Source organism: Hominenteromicrobium mulieris (genome assembly GCF_046197855.1).
GTDB classification, from domain to species: Bacteria; Bacillota; Clostridia; order Oscillospirales; family Acutalibacteraceae; genus Hominenteromicrobium; species Hominenteromicrobium mulieris.
In genome coordinates this window covers 73,012-99,433 of record NZ_CP173188.1, presented here as the reverse complement: position 1 = coordinate 99,433, position 26,422 = coordinate 73,012, and the positions used below count along the sequence as shown (strand labels likewise).

Here is a 26,422-nt window from a genome sequence, read left to right as displayed (position 1 = left end):
AAAGCCGACTGGATTGCTCCAATCGACTTTCTGCATATACTTTTGCGATTTATATGCAGATATGAATGGGGAATGTGCAGTTTTGGGCGGCAGCTTTAAGCCATATCCAAAAACTCCAAGAATTTCAATAGTTTTTACTCCTAATCCGTAAAAACTTGTTTTGTTCAAGACCTTTTTGGGGGTGCGAATGAATTTGGATATGTAAAAGCGGCATGGATTTTTCCATGCCGCCCAAAAAACTATTCAGTTTTGAAAGCGCCGATTTTCTTCAGATAGGCAAATCCGTCTGCATGGCCCCGGAAGTAGATGTGTTCCCGTTCCATATTATCGGCCCGCATATACAGCCGGATAAATTCTTTCAAGGCTTCATGCTCCTCAGCGGTAAAAGAAAGTTCTCCCTTGCCCTCCAGCAGAGCGCCAATCACAAGATTTTGGCGTTTCAGTTCCTCCATCTGGGCCTTCAACTCGGTATATTCCGGGCTGGCAGCCGCCAAATCCATCACGATGTCGCTGTCGATTTCAGAAAACTGCTCGGAAATGCGCTCCGGGAGCAGGCAGTAGCTATCGTCCATCTATCATCGTCCATCTATCATCACCCCTTATCACGATTTTTATTATACTATACCTGCCCCGCAGCGCAATGGCAAATGTGCAATCACCTTTCTTTCTGCGCTTTGGCTTTCTGTTTGGCTTCGGCGGCCCTGGCCTGTTCCTGGACAGTATCCCATACCGTATCCATATAAGAGGTTTCCTGGTTCTCCCACCTCTCAAAAATCTGCTTCAAGGGCTTGTCAGATTTCAGCAGCGCCCTGGCCTGACTATCCTCCAGATCGTGGTATTCAAGAGACATCAGGATGTCCTCCCGCACCGTGTACTCATAGGCATGGTTCAAAATCTCAGCCGGCGGTTGGGAGAGCAGCCAATCCCGGAACTGCTCCTGTTCCGCAAACATTTTCTCATAGAGCCTGGTATTTAATTCTTCGTTGGTCATCGTATCCTCCTTTACCGTGCCAGCTCCGCAACCCTCCGGGCAGGCACATCCTCGCCCTCGTCTGGGGTATCGTCCATCAATGTTTTGTCCTTCTCATCCATGTTGAGCAGAATATTCAGCTCTTTCAAACGGGCTGTTTTCTCCGCCAGCTCCTCCTCGCGGGCAAAAGGTGTAGCCAATTCCGTGCGGGCGTTTTCAAGCTGGGCCTTGGTTTCCTCCAGGCTGTTCTGCTCGGCCTGCAGGCTGCCTGCAAGGTTTTCCAGAGCGTTGTCCAGGCGGGTGATATTGCCGAACACATCCGCCCCCAGCGTCACCGTATGGGAAAGAGTGCCTTTGAGCGTGATCCGATACTCGTTGCTCCTGCCATCATAAGCCAGCACCATGGAAAAGCCCCGGTACTGCCCCAAAAGAACAGCGTCGGAACCTGTCATACGGGTGCAAACATCAATGATAGCCTTGCCGGCGCCCTCTTTTTCGGTGTAGTGCCTGCCATCCACCTCCATGCCGCAGAAGCCCTCCTGGGCCTTGGGGTGGGCCGCCGCCAGCGCCACATCCTGCTCATAGCCCGCGATCCGTTCCGTGAGCTGGGTGATTTCCTCCGGGTATTTCCGATACACCAGTTCCTCCAGAGCGTACACCTGGTTCAAGTGGCTGGCTTTCAGCATATTGAGCCGCGCCACCTCCATATCCAGGTTGCACTTCTCGATAATAAGTGGGTTGCCGGTGGCCAATGCCTTGATTTCCGAATAGCTGAGGGCAGTTTCATCTACATCATCCGCCACACGGACGGGGGCCTTGCTGGTCATGATCTGGGCGATGAACTTCTGCTTGTTCTCCACAAGCTGGTAGAGGTAAGCGTCAAAAGTGCCTTCCGTTACATACCGATAGATTTCCACCTCCTCATTTTCATTGCCCTGGCGGACGATACGCCCCAGCCGCTGCTGAAGGTCGGAAGGCCGCCAGGGGCAGTCCAGGTCATGCAGGGCAATGAGCTTATCCTGGACGTTAGTGCCTGCGCCCATTTTGGCCGTGGAACCCAGCAGCACCCGCACCTGCCCGGCGCGCACCTTGGAAAACAGCTCCTTCTTTTTGGCTTCGCTGTCTGCCGTGTGGATAAAGGCGATTTCTTCTTCCGGGATACCGGCGTCCATCAGTTTCTTTTTTAGGTCGTCATAAACACTGAAAGAGCCATCGGTAGTAGGTGTGGACAGGTCGCAGAATACAAGCTGGGCAGAGCGTTTTTCTTTAGTCTGTTCCCAGATGCGGAACACATTCCGGGCGCAGACAGCCACCTTGCCATTGGGGTCGTCGGCAGCGAGAGGGTTGATGAGCCGCATATCCAGCGCCAATTTCCGCCCGTCATTGGTAATGCGGAGCATATTGTCCACATGGGGGTCAACCCCACCGGCACGGATTTTCTCTGCCCGTTCCGCCAGCCCCCTTATCATCTCTTTCTGAAGCTCCGAGGGCTGGATCACTTCCGTGTGGAAGTTTGCCTTGGGAACAGGCAGACAAAGCATATCCGCTGTTTGGATGTCGGCAACCTCCTTGAAAGCAGCCATCAGCTCCGGCAGGTTATAAAACTTGGCAAACCGGGTTTTGGCTCGGTAGCCGGTGCCCTCCGGCGATAACTCGATGGCTGTAACCGTTTCTCCGAAGCTCCCCGCCCAGTCATCGAAATGGACAAGGCCCATCTCCTGCAGGAGCCTGTACTGCAAATACCTCTGGATGGTGTAAAGCTCTACCATGGAGTTGGAGATAGGGGTGCCGGTGGCAAAAATCACGCCGCGCCCGCCGGTCAACTCGTCCAGATACTGCGTTTTCATGAACAGGTCGCTGGATTTCTGGGCTTCGGTCTGGGCAATGCCGCCCACGTTTCGCATTTTTGTCGCCAAAAACAAGTTCTTAAAATAATGGCTCTCATCAATAAAGAGCCTGTCCACGCCGAGCTGCTCAAAGGTGACGGTGTCATCCTTGCGGCTCTGGTCGTTGAGCTTGGCCAGCCTTGTCTCCAGCGATTTCCGGGTACGCTCCATCTGCTTGACCGTGTAGCGTTCCGCCTTCTGTGCCTTGGCCTGCTCGATTCCTTCCAGGATTTCTTCAATCTGGCGCTCCAAAATGGCCTGCTGGCGCTCCAGGCTCATGGGGATTTTTTCAAACTGGCTGTGGCCGATGATGATGGCGTCGTAGTCCCCGGTGGCAATGCGGCTGCAAAACTTCTTGCGGTTCTGGGTTTCAAAATCTTTCTTCGTGGCAACTAAAATGTTGGCGCTGGGATAGAGCTGGAGCCATTCCGCCGCCCACTGCTCGGTGATGTGGTTTGGCACCACGATCAGCGACTTGGTGCAAAGGCCCAAACGCTTCATCTCCATGGCAGCGGCCACCATCTCGTAGGTCTTGCCCGCCCCCACCTCGTGGGCCAGCAGGGTATTCCCGCCGTAAAGGATATGGGCAATCGCGTTGATCTGATGAGGCCGTAGGGAAATTTCCGGGTTCATGCCCTCAAACCGGATGTGCCGCCCATCATACTCACGGGGGCGGACGCCGTTGAAGGTTTCGTTGTAAACACGGCACAGCAGTTCCCGGCGGTCGATGTCTTTCCAGATCCACTCGGCAAACTTCTGCTTGATGAGTTCCTGCCGGTCCTGGGCAATCGCGGTTTCTTTTTTGTTGAGGACAGGCTTTTTCTTGCCGTTCTCGTCCTCAATATAGTCAAATACCCGCACATCCCTTTGATTTAGGGTCTGCTCCAAGATGTGGTAGGCGCTCATCCGCTTGGTGCCGTAGGTGGTAATGGCTTTCACATTGCTGCGGTCGGCGTTTTTCTCCCGGATGCTCCATTGGCCGGTGGCTTCGGAGCGCAGGATTTTAATACGATCCCGCACATAGTAATTGGGGGTGAGCAGCTCCACCATGAATTGCTGGTACACCTCGATGGGCACCCAGTTCGCGCCAATGCGCACGCCAATTTCTCCAGCGCCCAAATCCTGGGGCTGAACGGCTTCCAGGGCCTCCACATTTCTGCGGGCGGTTTCCTTCTGATTGTCAGGGGCCACTTCCAGGAATGCTTTTGCCATCCGCAGCTTTTGGCGCACTTTCCCGGAAAGGTACTCATCCGCCGTGACAAGAGGATAGCGGCTCAAATCCGCCAAAGAAGGCAGGATGTCCTCCGGGTTCTCCGCACAGCGAATATCCCGGTAGATCACCCCGGCAAGCTCTTTTTCCAGTTCCTCCGGGGATTTACCCGACAGCTCTGCCATATAGTCCATATCCACACGGGCTTTTTCCGAAATGGACACCGCCAACGCTTCACTGGCTGTATCCACACTGGTGACAGCCACATGGGGCCGGATGGTGCGCCGGGTGAACATATCGGCTTTTCTTTTTAGGTTGCCCTGCTCATCCAGCACCTCCAGAGAGCACAAGAGGCAGTAGCTGGAGTCCTCCGAAAAGGCCAGCTTGTTGCCGCGACTGTTCAGCAGCCCATACTTGGCGGTGAAGCTGTCGTAAAGGGCGTTGAACTTTTGCTGCTCGGCTGCAATATCCTCATCCGGGTAGCCTTCGGTCTGGTACTCAATAAGCCTGCGGGTACATTCCCGCAGCTCGATCATGCCACGGATACGGTTTTCCGCCGTGACGGAGACTTCCACCGGGTGCATGAGACTGTTTTCTCGGTAGTATACTTGCCCATCTGCAATCGTGTAGCTGAAATTCTTCACTGTGGGGTCGGCAGGGATGGAGCGATCTTCCTCCTCGTCCAGCTCCTCCAGCTCATAGGGCTTGATTTCCGCCTGCAAAAACTGGATGGCATTGGCAAGCTGCTCGGATAAATCTTCCCCCTCGCGGGCTTTGCAGGCGCTGTCCGGCCCGAACCGTGTGGATTCCATCACCATGTCGCCCAAAATCATCTCCGGGTGCTGCACGAAATAGCGGTTCATGCGGATTCCGTTTTCATCGGTGTCCAAATGCACCCAATCCTGGTCTAAATCGGTGATGTGGTCGCGCTTTTGCAGGAAAATGATGTCGCTGGTCACTTCCGTTCCGGCGTTCCGCTTGAAGGTGTTATCCGGCAGGCGGATGGCCCCAATGAGATCGGCGCGCTGTGCCAGGTACTTTCGGACGCTGGAGTTTTCCTTGTCCAGAGTGCCTTTGCTGGTAATGAACGCCACAATACCGCCGAGCCGCACCTTGTCCAGCGTCTTGCCGAAGAAATAGTCGTGGATCAGCCAGTGGTGCTTGTCGTACCGTTTATCCAGCACTTTGAAATCCCCAAAGGGGACGTTGCCCACGGCTACATCAAAAAAGCTGTCGGGCATTTGCACAGTTTCAAAGCCGTTTACGGAAATGTTGGCATTCTGGTAAAGCTGGCCCGCAATCCGCCCGGAAATGGAATCCAGCTCTACGCCATAGGCTTTGCTGCCCGCCAAATCTGTGGGGAGCAAGCCAAGGAAATTACCGGTGCCGCAGGATGGCTCCAAAATGTTCCCTTGGGTAAAGCCCATCTGAGCGAGGGCCTTATAGATTCCCCGGATGACCACAGGCGGCGTGTAAAAGGCGGTGAGGGAGCTGGCCCTGGCCGCTGCGTATTCCTCCGAATCCAGCAGAGATTTCAGTTCCTCATAATGGGGGCTGGTTTGTTCAAAGCAGTTTGCAAGGCCGCCCCAGCCCACATAGCGGGACAGGATTTCCTGTTCTTCGGGCGTGGCCAGCCGTTCCTCAGCTTCGATCTGCTTCAAGGTGCGGATGGCGGCAGCATTGGCCGCGTATTTCTCGCTGGGGGTGCCGTGGCCCAGGGCGTCATCGGTGATGTGGAAATCATGGCGCTGATCCCTGGGGACCTCCGGGTGCAGGGTTGTGAAAGTAATGCGCTCACGGCGGGGGTGCTTCGGCGGCAGTGGGAGTGCTTCTTCTTTTTTAGGCTGTAAATCGGCCTGCTCTGGGCTGGCTGACGGTTCCTCTGCGGCAGGGGCTTGTTTTGCCTGCTCAATGGCTCGTTCATCAGGGAAGTTCCCGTAAACCCGCAGCCATCTGTTCTCCTGAAGGTCATAGATACCCGCGCCATCATAGGCAAAGCCATCCTCGCCCTCCATAGTGCCGGCCACATATTTCTGCGCAGCTTGTTCGGCCTCCGCCAGCGTTTGGTAATCCAGCCGTTCATCAAAGCCATTTTCAAAGTGGTGGTACACCACCACTTCGTAAGGCGGCTCCATGCGCTGGGCATAGCGGTCGATGTCCTCCATGGTGAGCCATTCCGGTTTTTCCGGCAGGGCGTCATAGAGTTCCCGCATTTTGGCGATTTGCTCTCGCACGTTCCCAGCCCACAGGTGCTTTTCTGCCCGCCCGCCAGCGCCCAAGAAATAGTCGCAGTCGGCTTTCAGGCGGCTTAAAAGCATATAATCATTTTGTGGTGGTGTACTTTGCTGCAACAAGGGAAGGATGTCTTGGTACTTGGGATATTGTGCGAGGAAGTCCAGAACGCCCCCGTCACCGTCCCCAATATCCTGGCGCTCGGTGTAGGTGGTGCCATCTGGCATGACCACGGTAAATTTCACCTTGTCATACCCCAGGAACCGAGCATTTTCTGGGTCATCGGATTCGTACCACACCTGCCAAGTGCCGTATTTTTCAAGAGCAGCCTTTGCACCGGCCACCTGCTCCTCATCCGCCTGTTTCATCAGGGTGTCAAATTCACGGATACCGTAGCGTTTTCCATCTTCAAACACGGGGCTTTCGCTCCACTCGCAGAAGATGTATGGCTCTATGTCGGGAGGGTATTTTCCATTGAAATAGTCCTGGTCCACAGAGGTGAGTTGGTCAAAGTCCAGTTCGGCCAGCTCATTTTGGATGAGTTCATCCAGGCTCTCATACTGCCTGCGCTCCAAAAACTGCCCGTCCAGATAACGCTCAATGCGGTAATGGACCAAGTCGGCATTGACCTGGATGGGAATTTCCTCATCCGTAACAGTGGTGTAGGCAATGCCCACCTTTTCCAGATCACTGAAATCGGCTGGACTGCCATACTCGGCCTCGCAGAAATCGTTGATAAATTCTTTGGCAATCTCCAGTGAAGCAGGTTCCGGCTCCTCGGACAAAAACTCGCGCTCAATGAAGTCGGCAACATCCTGGCTGTTACCTTTGCCGCCATGGGCACGGTAATCCATCAAACCTTCTTCGACCAGTTCGCTGGATACCGCATATCCGGCCTCCTCCAGATAACCGGCGATTTCTTCTATCTGCGCCTGTTCCGGGGTAAGGGCCGGGGGCAGCTCCGCGATCTGCTCCATACAGAGGGTGATGTCCACCGCGATTTCTTCTTCCAGGTCCGCATGGTCCAGGAAGGATTGAAGCAGTCTGCGGATTTCCTCTCTCTGAACGGGGTCATGGAGCTGCCGGGCGATATTTTCCACCGCCTGGGCGTCATCCTCACCATAACCCATGCGGGAACCATCAAACTCTCCCACAAAACGCAGCACCTGGGCGGCCAGCTTCGGGTAGGGGTCTACCGGTTCTTCTTTTTGGGGTGGTTCCTGCGCCCTGGGCGGCACGGTGAACACCGGCGCGTCCTGGGTGGCGGAAATGGTCATTTCCGAAGTGTCAGCAATCCGCTGGATTTCCTCCCGCACTGCCTGGGGCATTTCCTCCTCGTAGAAGGTCACCGTGCGGTCTGGGGCGATGTGGGCAACCGTTTTGTAGTCACCGTGTTCCTCCTCCAGCCGGTTCCACACCGTGACGCCGTTTCCCAAATAGCCGTAGCCCAGGTCGTAGGCTTTGGCTTGCGGCATGGTGGGAACCACAGGCTCCTTGTGCTCTGCAAAGAGCGTGAAGGTTCCCTGCCGGAAGGCAGTGAGGTTTTCAAACGCCTGCTGGCGCAGGGCGTACATCCTGTCATCCTGCGGGGTGGCCTCCCAAATGGGGACCATCATCTGATAGATTTCTTCCACACGGGCCGGGTCGTCAAGCTGCGGCTCGATGAGCTTCACCGCGTCCCAATAGTCAAAGCCAAAGGGATAGGGGTGGGGCTGCTCCTGGGGTACGTTTTCAAAGAAAGTGCGGATATTCCGGGCAAGCTGGTGCTTCTCATACTGCGGCATGGCGGCGCGGTCCTCATCGGTGAGGAACCGCCCCTGGGCGATCATGGCGCTGACGCGCTTTTCCACGGCGTTCCATTTCAGCTCCACCTTGGCGTAGGGGGCGGTGATACTGCCGTGGCTGAAAGAAACGCCTTTACTGAGCTGGTAGGTCACATCGTCATTCCCACTGGAATGGCCGCTGTACTCGCCGTGGTAGTGCTTTAAGAAATTCTCCCGTTCCTTGCGCTCTGTGTGGTTGCGATAGAAAGAATACACGGCCAGCCGGTAATCGGTGCTGCGTTTTCCACCCCGGAGAAGGTTGTCGATCTCGTCCCCGGAGATGAAAAAACGCCGCTGGGGGGCGTACCCTTCGGCGGCGGTAAAGTGCAGCGGTTCCCGCTGCAGGTCGGAAAGCTGCTCCAGCAATTTTTGCGGACGGTGGAAATGGAATCGCAGCAGTTCCCGGTTCTCTCTGTATGCCTGGACAAACTGCTCCAGCTCATCCCGCAGGTTCTGCAGCCCCTCCGGATGGCCTAACAAATCGCTTATGGCGGCGCTTTCCTCTGGAAACCCATGATTTTTACCGTAAATGGTATTCACCGTGGGAAGATAGCCCGCGTCGGCAGTGCCTTCTGCAAAATCCTGCCGGAGATACCATAGCTGCGCGGCCCGTTGCTGGCGCTCATACTCATCCACCCGGTCAAGCTCGCTCTGGGGCATATATCGGCCCAAGTCCAGCAGTTCCCGGATACGGGCCGCCGCCTGTTCCCAGGGGATGAGGGTGGCGCTGGAACGCTGGGCGCTTTCGCCCTGGGCAATGCGGATTCCCTCGGCGTTGTACCAGATGGCATACTGTCGGCCATCCAGATAAAAGCCAGCGCCGTTCTCTCCATAGTGCTCTGCCAGGAACCTGGCATTGTCCGGCTTATCCTTTTTGAAATAGGCGCAGATGATGAGGCGGCTGTTCTGGTCGTTAGCACCAATGCACAGCGCCTCGTCGATTACCTGCTGAGGCAGAGCCGGGTGAGGGAAAATGGATGGTTTGGCCGTACCCTCGGCCTGGGTTGGCTGCTGAAACGCCGCAAAATCAAAAAGGGACATCTGCTGGCTCTCTTGGGTAGGGAGCTGCGGGATGTCCGTCTGAATGAAGTATTCTTTTTTGTCAATAAGCTGGGCGGTCCAGCCTGCCACCACTTCCCAGGAAAATACAGATTCCCTGGTGCGGGATGGGTAAGAGCCTTCCCACATGAGCAGGCCATTCTCCTGGGGCTTATATCCCAGGCGCTGCCCGTCAGCGATGATCTCAGTGTACCGGTCCTGATAAGCGGATTTCAGGTAGTCGGCCCGTTCCTGAACGTCGCTGTGAACCGAAAAGAAAAGCTCGATCTGATTTTTCTTATATTTCAGGTCATCATCTTTGTTGGCGATGATGGCCATGATCTGCTTTTCATCCAAAAGCGCAGGGAGCTGTTCGCCACCTGCGCTTTCTTCCGGTTCATCAATTAGCTGTAAATCAGCTCCGCCAGCACCGTTTCCTCCGCCGCGTTCTGCAGGTTGCTCATCATCTGCACCCACTTCATCTGGTCGCTGGCTTTCAGTTCCTCTGTCACGCCCTGGTTCTTGGCCATCTGCGCCACGATCTGCTCCATCCGGCGCTGGGCGGTCTGCTGGATCTCCGCCAGATGGCTGTTCAGCTTGCCGCTGGTCAGCAGGTTGGTGTACGTCACCCTGCGGTGCTCCTTGAGGAATTTCTTCCGAAGCAATGCGTATTTCCCATGGGGAACCGGCTCCTCCTGGGGCGGCAGAAGGTTCGGCAGATTGTAGTCGCCCTGCCTGGTGTAAGTGATCTCGGTCATATTCAAAACTCCTTTCCAGCTGTGTGTTTTCCTGTTCAGTTACAGCATACTGGTTTTTCTGCTGGGGTTCAAATGTGCGATTTTCTTTTTGGGGCTGTCTTTGCAGGGCAAGAACCGTGCGGGAAATGGCGGAAAGGCACATCTGGGAGATGTCCCCGGTGGCCACGCCTAAAGCGTTCAACGTCTGCGGGGTGTTAAAGTCCGTCACATCCCGGAAATCCATGTCCTCAAAATATTCAGACGGGTCAAGGCCGCAGCGCACCAGCAGCATATATCCAATGCTGTTTTGCACCGCCCTGCGGTATTCCACTTCCAGGTTCAGCTCATCCAGTTCTTCCAGAAAGCTGCCTTCCGTGAGGGTTTTCAATTCTGCCAGGTAGTCGGGCATATTGTCCTCCACGGCGTTCTTTGCCGCAGAGAGCAGTGCTTCACCCAAATCCTCCTTGCGCTCCAGCTCTCCAAAGCTGTTTTCCAGCGTTTCAATGATGTCCGGCGCATATTCCTCCCGCACCGTCCAAAGGGGGACGGGGCGGGGGAACCGGGCCTCATGGGTATCGGAAATATCAAAGTAGTATTTCAGTCGGGGTTTTCCATTGTGTTCACCGTCAAAAACGGCAATGCCGTTTGCGCCCCGGTTTACCCAGCGCCCAAATTGCCGGTTCCATCGCTCGATCTCCAGGACGGCGGTGGCGTCTGGGCGCTGGGCGTAGACAAGCAGTTGTTCATCGAAAGAAAGCCGGTAGTTGCGGCAGGCAGAAGCCAGAAACGCCCGCCACTGGTCAGGAGCTGTCACGCTGCGCTGCGTTTCCTGGTACAGCTCCGTCAAGGCTTTATATCGTATCGCCATCGGTTGCCCCTCCTTTTCTTATTCTTTTTTCGCAGCTTTCAGTTCTGCGCTGTAATCCTTATCAGGGTCATATTGATTGCACAGGGAGAGCAGCAACAGCCAGATGGTATTTCCGGCCTCCTTCGGGTACATCCGAAGCGCCACGCAGGGCGCATGGTCACTGTCAACAAAGGGCCTCCCATAGCGCATAAACTGGTCGATCAGCTTTTGAGCCATCTCCCGGTATTCTTCATAGGGGTTCTGTTCCGCCTGCTGATGGAGAACCGTCATCAGCAAGTTGAACCAGTCCTCATGCGTATCCAGTTTTACGGGCGGTAAAGACGCCATTTTTATCACCTCATCTTTCCATGGCGACGGCCTGCCGCTGCCGGGGAATGGAAAACCCGTAGACTTTGGCGATGTCGTCGCCCAGCCTGCGGGTCACTCTCGTAATATCGGCGCGGGTTGCAATGCCGCGATATAGTTTTTCTTTCAGCAGTTCAATTTGAGAAGGGCTGGCGCTGTCCTTGTAAACGCGGTAAAGATAAAAGTTCGTGCCATCATGGTGGATGGCGTCGCACCGCAGATCACCCAGCCGGTCCACATACCAGGTGGAATAATCCGTATCGGAATACAGGCAGTCCCGGATATTGCCGCTGGGGATTTCCTTATATCCCATGCGCCGACCATTCCACAGGCCCAGGTCGCCTACGACTAAAATCGGTTGGGAGAGCTGCACATTGAGGTTGGCGCGTTCATCATCCAGGTAATCCCCATTGATCTCATACATCAGGGAAATGCGCTCATCTTCGGATAAATCCGGGTAGTCCGCCTCCAGGTCATCCCTCCAATCCTCATAGTCCAGGCCATAATTGCTCCAGATAACGTGTCTTTCCTCCTTCATCGGGCTTCACCCCGGTCTTTCTGCCTGGGCTTGATAGGCTGCCCCTGCTCGTCATAGTTTCTGGGATCGGCGGCGGGAGTCTGCCAGCCAAGCATGGAGCCGGCAAGCATGGCGGCCTCCTGTGCTTTGGTAACGCCATTCTTCACATTGCGGTCGTCTGCAAACTCTCGGTTCTGTTGAGCGTCAGGAGTTGAAAAATCATAGCAAGGGCTGTAGCCTTTTTCGCCCCTGGTCAGAAGAATCAGCTCCCCGGATGAGGGCAGTACACTAAAACACTGCACCGGCAGAGAAGAACGCAGCGGGATCACGCTCCCGTGAGTTTGCTCCAATCGCTCCGCAAATTCGCAGATATGATACAGGGCGCTGGAATACCCGCCGCTGGTTTCAAAATGGGTTTCGTCGATGACCCGGCAGGTGCGGTCGCGGGTTTCTCCGCCGCCAGTGAAAATGCGGATGTGGTCGCCGTCGGGAATGCGGAACAGCTCCTTGTAGCCGGGCGTGATAAACCGGATACCCTGTTTGGCCTTTTCCATGTGGTGTTCCAGGAATCGGGAAACGTAGGCGTAGAGGTAAAAGTTGTAGTCTCCATAATTGGGATTGCACCGGAGCATATAGGTGTGCTGCGGCGTCTGCACCTTAAAACCATACTCGGCGCAGTAGTTTCCCTCAAACTCAGCCTCCGGGTTCTGATAGCAAAACCTGGTCATGCTGTCACGGGTACAGAGCAGCCCATTCTTCTCCCGCAGAGTGTTGACCACCTCATCAAGCTCCGCCTTAAACTCGTCCGTCTTGTATTCCCTCCGATGGTCGAACCAGGAAGTGTAAAACTCTTTTCCAGCGCCAAAATCCCCGCGCAGATGGCCGATACAGCCGGTTTGCCCTTCAAGCTGGCTGCTCTGGTTGTACGCATACAGGCGATCCGCCGGGGTCATGCTGGTAATTGTCAGTTCCATTATCGCTCACGTCCTTTCTTTTTCGCTTGTCGTTTTTGCTCCGATATGGCTTTTTCCCTTGCCTGCCAATATTCGGGGTGGTGAATTTGCACGCTGCTATTGATAACAGCCTCATACGCACCGGGGGCAAAGCGCCCGTTCACCGGAGCCTGGATCATCTTTTTATCCATCAGCTCCCGGAGAGCCACCTGCGCGTCATTATCTTCCTCAAAGCAAAGATAACCGCTCGCTATAAAACCGCAGCCCATCGCTTCTTTTCGGAATACCTTTTCCGCCAGCTCCCGCCGCACCATAACGCCGCCATGCCCTGGGGTAGAAACGGAATAAACGCCGGGGCAGAGCGTTTCGCACTCCTGGACTTTGCCCCATGGGGAATAGGGCGGGGCCTCCGGCGCAATGGTGTTTTGCCGCTGTTCCTCCAGGCACTGCACCTCCTCCTGCGCCCGCGCCACCAAATCCTTCTGCGCGGAAAACAGGTCGCTGAAATAGTGGCCCCAATCGTAGTCCGTCCGGTTACTACATTTCCAGGTGACAAACTGCTGGGGCGCTGTCAAATGAACACCCAAGACAAATTCGCTGTCGCCCACATGACAGGAATCCGTAATGATATATCCGGCGTTTTCTCTGTAATCCATCATCGCTCACGCTCCTTTGCGGTTTTCTTTTTGGCCTGTTCCTGCTGAATCGCAGTAAGGCCATGCTTGGCCCAGCCGGGAAGGTCCTCCGGCTGTATCGTTCCCAGCACGTCCATGCGCTCATAGCGGCTTTCTTTTCCAGTATAAAGGTCAACGCAGTAACAGGCTGACCCCCTGCTGTGCGGGGAAGCCCCAAAGCCTCCCATACAGAGCTTGAGCTGGCGAGTGGCCCTGCGGTATTCCCGGCGCAGCACCTCCGGCTTTATCACCACGATTTTCCCGTGCAGATCATCCTCATAGGAAATGGGGATGCAGCCCTCCGCTGTAATGGGGCGGTCGTCTATGCCCTGTATGCGGGGCTTATTGAGTTCTATGTGGGTTTTCTGCGCTTGCTCGGCAACCCGCTGGCCGAACAGCTCCACAATCTCCGGGAAATCATCACTGGCCATCACTTCGCTGTATTCTGCAAATAAGGCGTTTTGCCGACAAAAGGCGCACATATACTTCATGCCGGTTTCATCCTGCGGATTTTCCCCCAGGACAACCTCGCGGTCGCCAATCTGCACCGCCTGGATAATCTCATAATCACCGGCCATGCGTTTTTCTGTGGAATCATCGTTCATCACTCTGCCTCCAATTCCTGTTTAATAAATACTTTGATTTCCTTTACACTGGCAAAATCCCGTTCATCCCCGGTAAGGTAGCGCACCGTGTCCTGCCATTGAGACAGCGGGTAGCTGTTCTCATCCATCCTGCACAGGTCCAAAAGGGCCGCCCGCCGCAGGATAGGCGAAAGATTTAAGTCGGAGATGAAACAGCCATGCCGAGCCGCCAGTATGTCCAGCAGGTGCAGTTCATTCATGGCAACACCTGCTTTCTTCAGCTTCTTTCAGCAATTCCTCCACCAGCCTGCCGCTGCGGACTTTATTCCGGTCTGCCAGCACCTTGTTCTGGACGCACAGCACCGCCCGGATGTTGGGAACGGTAATGCCGGGGACCTCCACCATCTCCTCCGGGGTGATGGTGAGAAGCTGCACCGGGGAGTAACCAGCCTGGGCAAAGATGCGGAACAGCCGTTGTTCAAATCGTTCTCTCATCTGCAAAGCTCCTTTCTTTTTTGGTATGTAAAAGGGGCGGCCCCGCATGGCCGCCCCTGGCTGGTTACTTCTTCCGGCTTCTGACTTTCAGGAAAATCAGGCCGCCGATGATGAATACCACCAGCGCAATGGCAATAATCGCTTTCAGTTCCATAAAATCATTCCTCCTTACACAGATTCAAACCGCCGTTATTTTGCGGTATGGTTGTCCTTTTTGCGCTTGCCCACATAGGCCGCAACGCCCAGGGCGGCAGCGCCCATAGCGGATACGCCCATCAGGGCCGCCCACAGCCACGGCTTGCTGTCGTCACCAGTTTTCGGGGTGTCGCGCAGCTCATTGTGCATTTGCGCCACAGTGGTCTTATCCGCCAGAATCGTCACCTTTTTATCCGCAGGCAGCACATAGTTGGCGCTGGCCCCATCCGATACCTCGGACACGGTGTAATCGCCTACGCGCAGGCCCTCGATGAAGATTTCGCCGTTTTTATCCGTTTTGAAGGTCTGGTCGTAGCCGTTGGCCCCGGTCACGCGGAAGGAGAAGCCCTCCACCTTGCCGTCGCTGGACGTTTTTTCAATCCGCAGGGAGCCAGTCTGGGCCATGTTGGTGAAACCAATCCCGGCCTCGTTCTCTACCTCGTAAATCTTGCCGTTCTCGGTGATCTCCACATAATAGGCGTTTTCATCCAGCAGGAAGCCCTCCGGCGCTTTGGTTTCCCTTACGAACACGCCGCCGTAGAGGATGTGGGACATCTCGTAAATGCCGGTGCTGGTTTCCTCCAGCTTGCCCAGCAGCTCGTCACCCTCGTCCAGCTCTTTGTTGCCGTTGGTATCGCGGTACACTTCAAATTCAGCGCCCGTCAATTTGTTATCGGGATAATCCTTATCCACCTTGGTGAGCCGCAGATCACCATACACACGCTCATTGGCAAGGGAAATCTCTACAACCTGTCCATCTTCCTCCACAGTAACGGGAATCACTTCATCGGAGAGGATGAACCCTTCCGGGCTTTCCAGTTCTTTCAGCACCCAATCACCGTAAGGCACATTGGTGAAAGAAAAGCTGCCGTCGTCCGCTGAGGTAGTGGTGGCAAGGGCGTTTTCGGCGGTAAACTCGGTTTCATCGGACTTAAACAGACCGATTACAGCCCCGCCCAGGCCCGTGCCGTTCTCATCGGTTTTGAGGCCCTTGATTTCGCCGCGGATCAGCTCGTTTGTGACAGCCTCGCCATCATTAGCGGAAATCTCTACCACGGCAACAGAAGGCCCGCCGTACTCAAAGGTGAACGGGAAGGTTTCGCCATTCAGCAGGTAATGGCTGTCAGTGGAAAGCTCCTTCAGGTAGAAGCTGCCGAAAGGCAGGTCGGTGCTGCAAACGGCCTGGCCGTTCTCATTCACAGAAACGATCTCCAGAAGCCCGTCTGCCGGGATCACGGAACCGTCTGCTGCGGTGATGTCCTCCTGGGCATAGAGGCCAAAGGTCACGGCGGAGATCTCGCCATTCATGCCAATGCCAAAGGTTTCATCCTGCTCCAGCACCTTGTCAAGCGTCACAAGGGCTTTCTGGCGCTGGTTGTAGAAGCTGGCAGAGGTTTCGGTGACTTCCACCTCCTGGCCTGCGTACACCAGCTCCACGTTGGTGACGTTCTCGCCGGTATCCACCATGCCGTGAGGGAACTGGATTTCCTTCACCTGGAACTTGCCCAGGTAGAGGGGCTGGCTCTGGGCTGTCCCGTCCTCGCCGGTGGTGATGGTGTCCACTACCTCGCCCGCAGAGTAGCGCAGGGTGCCGTCCAGGGTGTAGACGTCCTCCAGGGCGGTGATTTCAAACACCGCACCGGGCAGGCCCTGCACCTCATACACCGGCTGGTAAACGCCCTCGTTTTCTGTCACAGAGGAAAATACCTCGCCGGTCTTGCTGACTTTGATGATTCCTTTCTGGGCCATGTTGGGCTTGGTGACTTCAATCACCGTCACGCCGCCTTCCACGCTGGAATTGTCCTCGGTCACATCAAAGTAAACCGGGGTGCTGTCCAGCACATAGCCGTAGGGGGCCTGTACTTCAACCAGGGAATATCCCGCGCCGTATTCCAGCTTTTCAGGCGTTACCAGATAGCCCTCGGAATTGGTGTAGAACGTATCAATGGTGGTCGGCGTCGGGTAAGTGAAGGTCATTTCCACCTTGCTGCCATCGGGACGGTAAATCTGGAACCCGGCCCCCGCATAGGGGATGGTGACGCCGGTTTCCGCGTCCACCTTGACCACCTTGATGAAGCTCTCAAAGTTGGCGTTGTTGATGAGATAACGGTAGGTCTGGCCGTCCTGAGCGATATACACTTCAAAATCGTCCATCAGCTCGCGGCCTTCCCAGCCCTTGGTCTGACGGACGATATAGGTGCCGTAGGGCAGCTTCTTCGACTGTGCAAAGCCGTTCTCATCGCAGACGAGGACATCGCGCTCAGATTCCTTGGCATTTTCATAGCTGCCGGCTGATTTCAAAAACACCTGGAATTCCGCGCCGGATTCCGGGGTTTCGATCTGGGTTTCCCCGTCGTCGGTATGCTTGATTATGGCAATGTCGCCCTTGATGACCTGCTCCGTCACATCGTTGGCGGTGTCGTTCGGCTCAATCTCATACAATTCCGGTTCCGCGCCTACCTTGTGGATAGAGGAATCCAGCAGGTAGCCCTCGCTGGGGTTGATTTCACGGATTGTCCAGTCCGAATCGCAGACGTAATATCCGGTGGTGAACTGGCCGTTCTCATCGGTGGTATAGCTGTCGATGAGTGTATCTCCCTTATACAACCCATAGGTTGCTCCGGCAAGAGAACCGTCGCCCTGGGGCGCGCCCGTTTCCACATCGCTCTTGGTGACAGTGACACGGAACTTTTTGAGGACATTGTTCACGCTCTTGTGGGTCACTTCATTCCACTCGATGGTGGCTGTCTGGGAATCCGGCACCACATAACGGATGGGGGTATCCACCTCCTCCAGTACATAGCCCGTGCCGATGAGCACGTTTTCAAAGCGCGCCACACCGTTTCCGTCTGTCACCGCATACTCATCCACCGGCTGCCCGGAGAGGGATGTGCCGTACAGATGGAAGGTCATGCCCTCCACCAGCCCGTCCTCGCTGGTTTTCGTCACTTCCAGGCTGCCGCGTTTGAGCACGTTGCTAAAAGTCACGGTGGCGGTCTGGCCGCTGACGATGGTCACGCGCTGGCTTTCCTGGGGTTCGTATTTGTCAATCGACTGCTCGGTTACGGTATAAACGCCGGGATTGAGGTCGGAGATGTCGATCTCGCCCGCCTCATTGGTGGTCTTGGTGGCGCTGTATCCTTCGCCGGTAATGGTGAAGCTGATCCCGGCTACCTGTCCATCCTCGGAAGTCTTGACCAGCTTCATATTGCCGGTTTTTACTTCCAGGTTCAGATAGCCCACCATATAATCGGACACGGTTTCCCCGTAGGTGGCAAAGTCCTGCTTGCCGCCGCCGATAATCCCATCCGTCCATACCACTACGCCGCTGCGCTGGGCGGAGATTTTTTCTGCTTTTACCGTTACAGAGCCTTTGATGGCCTGGCTGGAAGTGATGGTGAGCTGGTTTCCGTCCACAGAGAAGTTCAGGCCGGTAATATTGCTGGTAAAGGTGTAATCTCCCAGCACGCCGTTGGTATCCGTGAGAGTGAGGGAATACTGCTGGCCGTCCCATTTCAGCTCGTAGGCCCCGGCGTCTGCGGTGCTGCTGAAAAAGCTGGGCAGCATGGTATGGCGTTTTACCGCGCTCTCAATAGCGGAATACTGGCTGAAGATCTCGCTGTAAAGGGGATTCTCCGGGCTGGTATATTCCGCGATATTGTTCTTGCCCTGGGCGTTGGCGTCCACATGGTTAAACTGGCTGTCGCGCTCGCCTACGACGGTTTCCCAGACAAGAAGCTGGGTGGCGATTGCCCCGGCCATCTTGCTGGCGTCCTCCGGGTCATCGGTCATCCATGAGGTGCTGGCGTTGCCCTGCCATCCATAGGTCATAATCCGCCCGATATATTCCTTGATGGTGTCCGGTGGGATAGTGGGGTTCAGATCGGACGGGTAATCATCCCAGAAATCCTCGCCCCGGCCAGTAAACTGGTCGCCGGAATGAACGCTGACGCCGGGTTCGATACAGTAGATGACTTTCCCGTTAAAGGAATCCTGCGTGTGGATGGTAAAACCGTTATTTTCGCCGGTAGACCATCCGCCCAAGAAATTCATAGCGGAATGTCCCCAGCCTGCCTTGTTGGGGTCGCTGGCACGGGGGAACTCCACCATATACGTCGTCATGGTTTCCCCTGCGGCAAACGCTGTGGTTCCCGTCCCTGCGAATATGCCCAGGCACATGAGCATGGCCATGAACAGGGACAGGGGCTTTCTCAATGCTTTCATCGTGTTACCTCCTTGAAATGGCCGCAAAAAAGCACACCGTTTCCGATGTGCTGCGGCTTGTGTTGGTTACTGTCTAAAAAAGAGAGGCCCGCCCGGTTTTCCTCGCAGCCCGATGTCTGCCTGTGGAAAAGAGGCCGGAGCTTTCTATATACATCCAGGCTCCCCAAATATCTTCTTTTTTTAGGCTGTTTAGGTTGTTTGGAAGGGGTGAGGTGTGGAGAGGGGGAACCGGCACAAGCTGCCGTTTCCCTGCAAATGGGCGCACTTCCCCCTTGTGAGTGGGCTATCTCTCTAAACTGCGCTGGCGTTTGCGGTAAAGTTCCAGCGCCTTGACAATGGTGTCCTCGATCTTCTGCGTGGGCGTCCCCGGCGCAAAAAACCGGCTGATTTTTTCTTTTGGGATTTTGAACTGTTCTTTTTGATTGGGCTTTTCCTCCTTCATAATGGAAACAAGGGCGTCTTTGGCCAGCCGTTCCCCTCCAGTCTTGGCTTCGGACATCTGTCGCATTTTGATGGCTTGGGCGTGGGACGGGGTGCAGTCCATCTCGTCCATGATAGCGAACAAGTCGGCCTGTTCTTCTTTTCGCAGGTAGGACAGCTCCACCGCAGGGCGCATGGCAATCTGGAGCATTTCCTGGTCTTTAAGGACTGAGTTATCTACCAGCTCCAGAATTTCCGGGATAAGGTGGGTAAGGCGGATATACCTATAAATCTGAGGTTGACTATCTCCGCTATCCCTGCTGATCTGCTGGGCTGCTGTAACGCCTTTTAACTTATTATCCAGTGGAGAAGAAGTTAAATCCGTCCGCTGACCCTGTCGTTTTAATGCGTCCAGCTTCATTTTGTAGGCAAACGCCTTCTCCGAGGGCAGAATCTGCTCCCGCTGCAAGTTGGAGTCCACCATGATAATCGTGGCTTCATCATCGGTGAGCTGCCGCACAATACAGGGGATTTTCGCAAGCCCCGCTAAATCCGCCGCCTTTTTCCTGCGGTGTCCGGCCACCATTTCATAGCCGCCCTCCGGTTTGGGGCGCACCAGGGCAGGGACCAATACGCCGTACTGCTTCACGCTTTCCGTCATTTCCTGCATAGCTGCGTCCATCCGCACCTTAAACGGGTGGTTCGGGAAGTCGCTGATTTCCGTGGGCGAAAGATTGACAACTTTTTCAAGCCGTGCCTCAGCCCGCTCTTCCTCCGTGGAAAACAGGTCATCGACTGAGGGAAGATTGAAGTTTAGCCCGTTGCTTTTCGCCATCCGCCAGCACCTCCTTTGAAAAATCCGCATAAGCCTGGGCCACCTTGCTCCCCTTGTCGTAGGCGTAAATACTCTTGCCTGCGGCGCTGATTTCTGCGGCTTTGATGGCTACGGGAATCTCGGAACGATAAATTTTCAACACGCTCCCGTAACTCTGCCGCAGTGTATCTGCTGTCTGTCTGGCAAGGTTTGTGCGCCCATCCACCAGAGTGAGCAGCACCCCGTCCACCTTCAGAGCCGGGTTGATCTGCCGTTTCACCTTATTGATGGTTTTCATAAGCTGGGTCATGCCCTTGGCGGGGAGATAGTGGGCCTGCACCGGGATAATCACGCTGTCCGCCGCAGCCAGGGCGTTGATCGTAATCATACCCAGGGACGGCATACAGTCAATGAGAACCACGTCATAGTGCTTCTTGGCTTCATTGACATAGGTCCGCAAAGTAAACTCCCGGCTCATGGCGTTGACCAGGCTCATTTCCAGCGCGGACAGCTCAATGTTGGCGGGCATAAGGTCTACGCCCTCGCTGTGGTGCAAAATGCCCTCATCCGTGGTGAATGGCTCATCCCGGATCACTTTTTCCATAACGGTGGCCAGGGTGGTGGGCAGGCTGTCTTGGTCTTGCCAGCCTAGGCAGGTGGTGAGGTCGCCCTGTGGGTCTGCGTCAATGAGCAGTACCTTTTTCCCCAGACGGGCTAAACCAATGCCCAGGTTCACCGTCGTGGTGGTTTTGCCTGTGCCGCCTTTCTGGTTGGCCAGCGCGATCACGCGGCCATCCCTGGGGCGGCTTCTTTGTTCCGGCATTTTCATGTCCTCCTTCTTCTTAGATTTAGCCGCCCGTTGGCAAGACGGACGGCTATGTATGAGAAAATCCGAAAGATGGACATGAAAAAAGCCGCTTACTCTTTCTGAAAAGAATAAGCGGCTCATCTGGCAGCGATATGTAATTTTACATCTTCTTCACCGGGGCGCACATGGCTTTGAGCAGAAGTTCATCCAGGCAGCCGGTGTCCCGGTTTTCACGGAGCATAGTATTGCGCAGGTGATTAAGGCTCTGGATCACAATGCTGTTTTCGGCGGGGGTGAGGTATATCTTGAATTTCCGTTTTTTCATAGGGCGTTCCTCCTTTACGCTTTCAGTATATATGGAAGGAACACTGCGCCGCAAATGTGCGAGAGTTCATCCACTTGAAACACAGCAGCGGCAACTCAGAAGGACAAGATAAACTGGATTCGGTTTGGTCAAATCCTGACAAATCAGGACATCCCCTTCAAAAGAAAAACCGTTCACAAAGGCCGTCATGGAATCGAAAAAATGACGGGGAAAATGCCCTCTAAAACACCCCGATTTCGGCTCGCAGTTGCCCCATTTTTTAATCATAACGGGGTCAAAAAGGGCCTGTTGCCCCATTATTAATCAAGAAAAACCGGGTCAGGCAAGGTCAAATCCTTCCAAAATCGGACAAAGGACAACAGACTTTTTGGAAAGGAAAAAGCCCGGAAAACCGCATGGTTCCGGGCTTTTTGAGCATTTTTGAATTGGTTTGTCGGGCCTGTTATCTCTTGGAGAACTGAGGCGCACGACGGGCTGCTTTGAGACCGTACTGCGCGAGTTTTTGAGCTGTTTTTCCTTGATATTCCGGGCTTTTCCGGCTTTCTACTTCTCAGTTATCCGGTGTGCGGACCATAAAAAACGGCCTTTTTTCATTCAGCGATAGCCTGATGAAACGCACCATTTACTACCCCAAACAACTCCTCTGGTTTATTATACTTCACTTTTGCATAGATGTCCATAGTTGTTTTGCTATTTTCGTGTCCGGCAAGGTATTGTACTGTCTTTGGATCAACGCCCGCATAGAGAAGATTGGTGATGTAAGTGTGCCGCAGCTGATGAGGTGTCACATCAAAGTCCAGCGTATATTTAATTTGGGGTTGATTCTTCTGGGTCATACCCAGCGTTGGAGTAACCGTATATTTGATACTCTCCCCATTTACATACTTATAATAGTTCCGGGGCTTAGTGGAGCGGACAACGACATACTGCCACACTCTTTGGAACTGCGAGGCAGCCAGTGGCTCTCCTTTGCTGTCAGCGATCACATAATCTGATATGGAATTTTCTTTCGTTTCTCTCAGACAATCCACCAAACACTTCGGTATCGGAATATCCCTTTTTGCCGCCGGAGTCTTTAGCACCGTAGAAACCACGGGTCTGTTATGCTCTGTACGCCATGCCCGCCTCACCGATAGATAAGGTGTATCCTCGTCCAGAAACACACAATCCCATTGCAGTGCAAGAATTTCTTCCCGACGCAGACCGGAATACAAACCGAGCATAATAAACAAATATGGAGGAAGCCCCTTGACTGTATCCAGAAGCACGGCTACCTGCTGATCTGTCAATGCCTCCTTCTTTTTTGTCGGTTTTCCGCCTTTACCGGATATTCCCGCACAGGGATTGTGTTCAAGAATTTGGTTTCTCTCTGCCGCATAAAAAATGCACTTGAGCAGCATATTGACCTTATTGTATAAGCCTTCCGATTTCTTTGACAATGGAACAAGAGCCAGCCGAATATCGTCAGCAGTCACTTCTTCCATATACATCTCTCCCAGAGGTTTGATGATATAGTTTGTCATATCCCTCGTATAACCTCTGAGTGTAGACGCAGACACCTTTGCCGACTGCATCAGCAGCCACTTCTCTCCATACTCAGCTACTGTCGGGTGCTGCCGGTGAAAGATAATTTCTTCCACCTGCTTCCGAGCCTCTAACTGCTTCTCATACAATTCTTCACAAGTAGCGGCATACAAACTCAACTCTTTGCCATCTGCATCCGTAATCCTGGTTCTGTAATACTGGATTCCTTTCAATGTAATGGTCCCATACTTCGGGATCTGTGTTTTCTTTTTTGCCATCTTTGATCGTCCTTTCTTGATAATGTGTAGTCTCCGTATCTACACTCTCTTTTTATCAGAAAGCCTCGATTTAATCAAAGATACGGCTGAGGTAAAACAAAGAGCGAGACATCCTTGCCTCGCTCCTGCTTTACTTCCTATTTTATTATTACTGTGCTGCGTCCCAGCTTGCAAACGCGCAACTCATTGATCTGACCAGCTCATCTGGTCTGTTGTACTTAACCTTTGCATAAATGTCCATGGTAATCTTGCTGCTTTCATGGCCTGCCAGGTATTGAACCGTTTTGGGATCTACCGATGCATGAATGAGATTGGTAATGTAAGTATGCCGCAGCTGATGGGGTGTTACTTCAAAGTCCAGACTGTAAACCACTTTTCCGTTATGAGCAGCCTTTTCCCCCAAGACAGGTGTGACAGTATGCTTTACTCTTTTTCCATCTTCATACCGATAATAGCTCCGCTCCTTGACCGTCCTCGTAACAATATACTGCCAAAGTCGCTTAAACTGCGTGTAGGACAGCGGTTCGCCGTCCCGGTTTGAAACCACATACTCCGAAGTCGATGTTTCCTTTGCTGCTTTCAAACACTCAGCCAAGCAAACAGGAAGAGGGATATTTCTCTCCGCAGCCTTGGTTTTCAATTCGTCTGAGATTACCGGTCTGTTGTGTTCTGTGTGCCATGCCCGCCTTACCGTCAGATATGGAGTATCCGTATCCAGATATACTGAATCCCATTGCAGAGCAAGAATTTCTTCCCGGCGCAGCCCTGCATATAAACCAATCATGACAAAGACATAAGGCGGCAAATCTCGGATAGCATCCAAAAGGCGTGCTGCCTGTTCATCTGTCAAAGCCTGACGATCCTCTTGTGGAACACCGCCACCTTTTGTCGTGAGATAAATCGTCGGGTTATGGTCAATGATCCTGCTTTCCATCGCTGCGCGAAAGATAGATTTGTAAAGGATTACCACAGATTTATAAACCGATGCAGATTTCTTGGAAACCGGAACAAGGGCAAGCTGAATATCATCCAGGCTAACCTCACCCATCCGTTTATCTCCCAATTCCGCTATAATATGCCGCCTGACCTTTGAGGTGTAATCCGTCAAAGTAGTAGCTCGTACATGAACCGACTGCATCAGCAGCCACTTTTCACAATACTCTGCAACTGTGGGCGTTTTCCGATGAAAAGTGGCATTCTCAATCTGTTCCAACGCAAGCGTTTCTTTGTTGTATAGTTCTTCAGGTGTTTTTGCGTAGATAGCTACGAGCTTACCATTCGTGTCTTTGATTCTGGTCCTATAATATAGGACACCTCTTTTCATAACTGTGCCATATTGAGGAAGCATTATTTTCCTATTTGCCAATTCCTCCACCTCCTAAGAATATACTCCAGCGCTGTATCTATGTTTTATCAGACCATTATGATTTCGACAAGGATACGGACCGGCTCACACTCCAGCTCTGCGAGGTTTACGATAAGTTGCGTTCTTTTCTGCTGGCTTTGCTCTGTGGGTGCATTTTGCGATATACTCCTGAAGGCCCGCTGAGGTAAAGTACACACAGCCATTCTGCACATATTGCACATAAGAAATAAGACCATTGTTACGGGCCGCGTCCAGCGTTGCAATGCTGATACCCAAAATTTCTGCTGCTTCTTTTCGCGTAATAAGTTTTTCCATAAAGCATATTTCCTCCAATCCGTCAAGTTTGTCATCGTGTTTGTTCAAAATCACATGAATACGCTGGCAGCCGAAACCACCAGCGCATGGTATCTGATTTTGAACAGAAAGCGGCAAACGCTTCCTATTTATATTTCTCAGCTTTCGTCACATTTGCCACGCCCCCTGACGATGGGAACACAACAGGTCTCCGCTGGCGCGGATGTCATAACTCCGCAGCATCGTTCGTATCGTGTGCCGCAGGGTTCCCCCCAAGTCTTTGGCGGGCCGTGAGGAAGTATCTTTAAGCCCCCATGTAGTCATCGCGCCAAATCTGCCACCATTCTTTTATGAAATCGTAGATCGCTCCGAAGCAGTGCTTTCATCACCTCCCTGACTGCTCCATCCTCGCGGCGTTTCATATTCGCTCATACATGGGTTTATGTACCTGTTGTGCTGTCTATTCGATTGTCAATGTGCAGATGAAGGAGGAAAACTTGTCCTTCTTATTAACACTGACAAAAAAGGCAAAAAACAGGCGCATCAAATGAAACTTTATCAAAAATATTTTCCGAGCTGCTTTAAGCCACGGCGGATACTGTCTCGAACACGGCTTGGATCTACGCCTTCTACCCCGGCAATTTCATTTACCGTCATTCCCAGGTAATATCGGGCATAAATCCTCTTTGCCTGTTTTTCCGGTAAATTCATCACAGCAGAATAGACCTGCTCCTGAAGCTGTTTTTCCTCCAGAAGCATCTCCGGTGTTTTCGGCTTCAACAGCACCGCATTTTCAATGCCATTCTCGCAATCCAGAGAATACTGTGCTTTATAACGATACATCTTTCGCTCATACGCAGCCTCCGCACGTTCAGCTGCTCGAATAGTCTCCATTACTTCCTCTGCCACATCTACAAAAAAGTCTGTTGTATAAACATCAGGATAAAGTTCCCGAAGGTTAATTTTCTTCATTATGTACCTCCATTTCGATTCACGGGTGATTGACGAGTGAATCGAATGGAGGTGGGGAACGACACCGGTATACAGCCGGATTATCTCCGAAAAAAAGGCAACAAAAAACGCCAGATTCCCGCAATGGGAAACTGGCGCACCAAGAACAGTCATTATTATGCTGAATCACATGGAACGATAATGCCGATGCAATGCTATACTTGCCCGGAGGAGGGGCAATGCTTTTTTTAATTGATGTAGATCATGGGAGCTTTGAAAAAGCAAAAGAGACACGGCAAATTAACCTCCAAGCGGCTACCGTGTCCCTGCAAGTCGTCATTAGTTTGTGTAAACGCAAAGAAACGGCGGCTCTGAAATTGTCCTTCAAAACCGCCGATTGAGTTCAAACCTTAAAATAGCGCACGAAATTATCTGCCCCAGTCAACGGTTTTTTTCTTTCCCCGGACGGGGCAGATAACTTATTATGCAGAGCGGAGCCGATGTGCGCTAATCGGTTCCTTGTACTTTCTCCTTCAGCTTTCGGAAAGATGTATCACTGATGGCGTGTTCAATCCGGCAGGCGTCTTGTTCCGCTGTTTCCTGATCGACGCCAGCAGCGATAAACTGCTCCATAAAAAACAAATGGCGTTCATAGATTTTCTCGGCAATCTCCCGACCTATGACGGTCAGATGAAGGAACCCATCATCATCCACGGTCAGAAAACCTCCATTTTTCAAAACGCCTACCGCATGGCTGATACTCGGTTTGCTAAAGCCCATGTGCCGGGCAAGGTCAATGGAGCGGACCATGCCCATTTTCTTTTGTAGAACAAGGATAGCCTCCAGATAATCCTCCCCAGACGCATGAATCTTCATCAGTTCCTCCTTTAT

General features: G+C 53.3%; 21 protein-coding genes. 1 reads left to right on the top strand and 20 read right to left on the bottom strand.

All coding sequences use genetic code 11. The features are described 5' to 3' along the window. Nucleotides 1-239 precede the first annotated feature (239 nt). The 19 genes from ACI0CA_RS00435 to ACI0CA_RS00345 form a co-directional block, all read right to left on the bottom strand. A complete protein-coding gene (locus ACI0CA_RS00435; RefSeq protein ID WP_015535524.1) occupies nucleotides 240-572 on the bottom strand; it encodes a DUF6664 family protein in 333 nt (110 codons plus the stop codon). A gap of 83 nt (nucleotides 573-655) precedes the next feature. Next, entirely contained in the window at nucleotides 656-991 is a 336-nt protein-coding gene (locus ACI0CA_RS00430) for a DUF3848 domain-containing protein (RefSeq protein ID WP_015535525.1), read from the bottom strand. Nucleotides 992-1,002: 11 nt separating this feature from the next. Continuing rightward, entirely contained in the window at nucleotides 1,003-9,498 is an 8,496-nt protein-coding gene (locus ACI0CA_RS00425; RefSeq protein WP_446806977.1) for an LPD11 domain-containing protein, read from the bottom strand. A 65-nt stretch (nucleotides 9,499-9,563) separates the two neighbouring features. Beyond that, complete coding sequence (locus ACI0CA_RS00420) at nucleotides 9,564-9,917, bottom strand: TnpV protein (protein WP_105205001.1); 354 nt, start codon at nucleotides 9,915-9,917, stop codon at nucleotides 9,564-9,566. A gap of 865 nt (nucleotides 9,918-10,782) precedes the next feature. Beyond that, complete coding sequence (locus tag ACI0CA_RS00415; protein ID WP_015535527.1) at nucleotides 10,783-11,091, bottom strand: hypothetical protein; 309 nt, start codon at nucleotides 11,089-11,091, stop codon at nucleotides 10,783-10,785. 10 nt (nucleotides 11,092-11,101) lie between these two features. Then, nucleotides 11,102-11,647 (bottom strand): hypothetical protein, encoded by a 546-nt coding sequence (locus ACI0CA_RS00410; RefSeq protein WP_015535528.1) that lies wholly within the window; start codon nucleotides 11,645-11,647, stop codon nucleotides 11,102-11,104. Then, entirely contained in the window at nucleotides 11,644-12,600 is a 957-nt protein-coding gene (locus ACI0CA_RS00405; protein ID WP_015535529.1) for a hypothetical protein, read from the bottom strand. Before ACI0CA_RS00405 ends, ACI0CA_RS00410 begins: the two co-directional genes overlap by 4 nt. Then, entirely contained in the window at nucleotides 12,600-13,238 is a 639-nt protein-coding gene (locus ACI0CA_RS00400) for a DUF7007 domain-containing protein (protein WP_015535530.1), read from the bottom strand. Before ACI0CA_RS00400 ends, ACI0CA_RS00405 begins: the two co-directional genes overlap by 1 nt. After that, complete coding sequence (locus ACI0CA_RS00395) at nucleotides 13,235-13,858, bottom strand: hypothetical protein (RefSeq protein ID WP_015535531.1); 624 nt, start codon at nucleotides 13,856-13,858, stop codon at nucleotides 13,235-13,237. The genes ACI0CA_RS00400 and ACI0CA_RS00395 overlap by 4 nt, the downstream gene beginning before the upstream one ends. Next, nucleotides 13,858-14,097 carry a hypothetical protein gene (locus tag ACI0CA_RS00390; RefSeq protein ID WP_015535532.1) on the bottom strand — a complete coding sequence of 80 codons (240 nt, stop codon included), beginning with the start codon at nucleotides 14,095-14,097 and terminating at the stop codon, nucleotides 13,858-13,860. The genes ACI0CA_RS00395 and ACI0CA_RS00390 overlap by 1 nt, the downstream gene beginning before the upstream one ends. Beyond that, on the bottom strand, nucleotides 14,090-14,332 hold the full coding sequence (locus tag ACI0CA_RS00385) for a hypothetical protein (protein ID WP_015535533.1): 243 nt from the start codon (nucleotides 14,330-14,332) through the stop codon (nucleotides 14,090-14,092). Before ACI0CA_RS00385 ends, ACI0CA_RS00390 begins: the two co-directional genes overlap by 8 nt. A 189-nt stretch (nucleotides 14,333-14,521) precedes the next feature. Further along, complete coding sequence (locus ACI0CA_RS00380) at nucleotides 14,522-18,751, bottom strand: SpaA isopeptide-forming pilin-related protein (RefSeq protein WP_446806639.1); 4,230 nt, start codon at nucleotides 18,749-18,751, stop codon at nucleotides 14,522-14,524. A gap of 283 nt (nucleotides 18,752-19,034) precedes the next feature. Further along, complete coding sequence (locus tag ACI0CA_RS00375) at nucleotides 19,035-20,006, bottom strand: ParB/RepB/Spo0J family partition protein (protein ID WP_015535536.1); 972 nt, start codon at nucleotides 20,004-20,006, stop codon at nucleotides 19,035-19,037. Beyond that, nucleotides 19,960-20,808, bottom strand: coding sequence for a ParA family protein (locus ACI0CA_RS00370; RefSeq protein ID WP_105204999.1), 849 nt, complete (start codon nucleotides 20,806-20,808; stop codon nucleotides 19,960-19,962). The genes ACI0CA_RS00375 and ACI0CA_RS00370 overlap by 47 nt, the downstream gene beginning before the upstream one ends. 145 nt (nucleotides 20,809-20,953) lie before the next feature. Next, entirely contained in the window at nucleotides 20,954-21,118 is a 165-nt protein-coding gene (locus ACI0CA_RS00365; protein ID WP_015535538.1) for a hypothetical protein, read from the bottom strand. Nucleotides 21,119-21,708: 590 nt separating this feature from the next. Beyond that, the gene (locus ACI0CA_RS00360) at nucleotides 21,709-22,920 is read right to left on the bottom strand and encodes a tyrosine-type recombinase/integrase (RefSeq protein WP_116704864.1); all 1,212 of its coding nucleotides are present in this window, start codon (nucleotides 22,918-22,920) and stop codon (nucleotides 21,709-21,711) included. 148 nt (nucleotides 22,921-23,068) lie between these two features. Continuing rightward, entirely contained in the window at nucleotides 23,069-24,286 is a 1,218-nt protein-coding gene (locus ACI0CA_RS00355) for a tyrosine-type recombinase/integrase (RefSeq protein WP_055224659.1), read from the bottom strand. Between the two features lie 84 nt (nucleotides 24,287-24,370). Beyond that, nucleotides 24,371-24,601, bottom strand: a complete 231-nt coding sequence (locus ACI0CA_RS00350; protein WP_008728422.1) for a helix-turn-helix domain-containing protein — start codon at nucleotides 24,599-24,601, stop codon at nucleotides 24,371-24,373. Between the two features lie 537 nt (nucleotides 24,602-25,138). Next, entirely contained in the window at nucleotides 25,139-25,552 is a 414-nt protein-coding gene (locus ACI0CA_RS00345) for a sigma-70 family RNA polymerase sigma factor (RefSeq protein ID WP_155202122.1), read from the bottom strand. A gap of 218 nt (nucleotides 25,553-25,770) precedes the next feature. Here ACI0CA_RS00345 and ACI0CA_RS00340 point away from each other — a divergent pair, with 218 nt between their 5' ends. Continuing rightward, nucleotides 25,771-25,932 (top strand): hypothetical protein, encoded by a 162-nt coding sequence (locus ACI0CA_RS00340; protein ID WP_015529866.1) that lies wholly within the window; start codon nucleotides 25,771-25,773, stop codon nucleotides 25,930-25,932. 106 nt (nucleotides 25,933-26,038) lie between these two features. On the opposite strand, the gene ACI0CA_RS00335 is transcribed toward ACI0CA_RS00340, so the two are convergent. Beyond that, entirely contained in the window at nucleotides 26,039-26,407 is a 369-nt protein-coding gene (locus ACI0CA_RS00335) for a metal-dependent transcriptional regulator (protein ID WP_015518831.1), read from the bottom strand. Nucleotides 26,408-26,422: the final 15 nt, after the last annotated feature.